The organism is Novosphingobium sp. (genome assembly GCF_041915465.1).
In the GTDB taxonomy this organism is placed as follows: domain Bacteria; phylum Pseudomonadota; class Alphaproteobacteria; order Sphingomonadales; family Sphingomonadaceae; genus Novosphingobium.
Map to the genome: position 1 here is coordinate 1 of NZ_JAYSBK010000191.1, position 1,781 is coordinate 1,781.

At 65.9% G+C, this 1,781-nt stretch carries 2 protein-coding genes; both read right to left on the minus strand.

Features of this window, described 5'->3' with window-relative positions; translation table 11 throughout:
- The coding region (gene queA, locus ACE3SN_RS16860; RefSeq protein ID WP_374532001.1) for a tRNA preQ1(34) S-adenosylmethionine ribosyltransferase-isomerase QueA at positions 1–927 on the minus strand (927 nt) is incomplete at its 3' end.
- Positions 928–953: 26 nt separating this feature from the next.
- A complete protein-coding gene (locus ACE3SN_RS16865; protein WP_374532003.1) occupies positions 954–1,631 on the minus strand; it encodes a peptidylprolyl isomerase in 678 nt (225 codons plus the stop codon).
- Positions 1,632–1,781 lie beyond the last annotated feature (150 nt).

Sequence of the window (1,781 nt, forward strand, 5' to 3'; positions counted from 1 at the left end):
AACCAGCATGAACAGGGTCGACTTGGGCAGGTGGAAGTTTGTCATCAGCCCGTCAATCGCCCGAAAGCGGTAGCCCGGAGTGATGAAGATCTCCGTGTCACCCGAAAATGGCTGGATCACCCCATCCTCACCCGTGGCGCTTTCGAGCAGGCGCAGGCTGGTGGTGCCGACCGCGATCACCCTGCCCCCGGCAGCGCGCACGGCATTGAGGCGCGCGGCACTGGCGGCATCGATCGTGCCCCATTCGGCGTGCATCTTGTGCTCGGTGGTATCCTCGGCCTTGACCGGCAGGAACGTGCCCGCCCCGACATGGAGGGTAAGCGTTTCGTGCCCGATCCCGGCCTCTGCCAGCGCGGCCATCAGTTCGGGCGTGAAGTGCAGCGCGGCGGTTGGGGCGGCAACCGCGCCTTCCTTGGCGGCGAACATCGTCTGGTAATCCGATTTGTCTTCGACGTCGGTGGCGCGCTTGCCCGCGATATAGGGCGGCAGCGGCATCTGGCCCGCCCGCTCCAGCAGAGCTTCGACCGGCTCATCGCCCTGGAATGCCAGGGTCCAGCTACCATCATCGCCGCGCGCCTCGGCCACGGCGGAAACGCCTGCCGGAAACGCGATCACGTCGCCCGCGCGCAGCCGCTTGGCGTTGCGCACGAAGGCCTGCCAGCGGCGCAGGTCGATCCGCTTGTGCAGCGTCGCGCCGATCTTCGCGTCGCCGCGCCGCCCTTCAAGCTGGGCCGGGATTACGCGGGTGTCGTTGAACACCAGCACATCGCCGCGCCGCAGCAGGCGCGGCAGGTCGCGTACGGTCAGGTCGGCAAAGGCTCCCTCGGCGCCCGGCACCAGCAGCAGCCGCGCTGAGTCGCGCGGGCGCGCAGGGCGCAGGGCGATGTTTTCGGGCGGGAGTTCAAAATCGAAGAGGTCAACGCGCATGCGCCGCCCCTAGCGCTTTAGCGCGCTTAATTCGACTTCGAATTGGTCAGCATGTCGGCCGAGATCGCCGCCGGTGCAGCAGCCGGTGCGGGAGCGGCCGGACGCGGCTTGTTTTCCGAATAGAGCGAAGCCTGGACGATCCGTGTCGGGTTCGTCGGCGGTTCGCCGCGCACGATGGTATCCACCGCGTCCATCCCCGAAATCACGCGCCCGAAATTGGTGTAGCGATGATCGAGCGCGAAGCGCGGGTAGAACACGATGAAGAACTGGCTGTTGGCGGTGTCCGGCTGGTCGGTGCGCGCCATCGAAACGGTGCCGCGCACGTGCGGCATGTAATTGAACTCGGCCTTGAGGTCGGGCAGTTGCGAGCCGCCCGTGCCGGTGCCCGTGGGATCGCCGGTCTGCGCCATGAAGCCATCGATCACGCGGTGGAAGATCACCCCGTTGTAGAAGCCTTGCTTGGTCAGCGTCTTGATCCGCTCGACATGATTGGGTGCCCACTGCGGCATCAGCCGGATCAGCACGCGCCCGCCGTTCGACAGGTCGAGCACGAGCACATTGTCGGGATCGTGGCTGGGGTCGGGATCGACATAGGCGCTCATCGCCGGGGCGGGCGGCGCAACCGGTGCCTTGTCCTTGGCAAAGGACGGGGCGGCAGCCAGCGTGAGGCCGATGGCAAGCGATACAAACGTACGGCGGATCATGCTGGGGATCATGCTGGGCAATCTCGAAACTGGCTGAAACTGTTTGACGGGCGGGATAGCCGCCCTTCGCTGTCGTGGCAATGAACGGGAATTAACAGTCCCCGTCAAAACCCGAACCCGGACGCGCCGTTACTTTTTCGCGATCCGGGC

Coding starts and splice junctions, on each gene's coding strand:
- ACE3SN_RS16865 (WP_374532003.1), bottom strand. CDS start 1,631: ATGATCCGCCGTACGTTTGTATCGCTTGCCATCGGCCTCACGCTGGCT.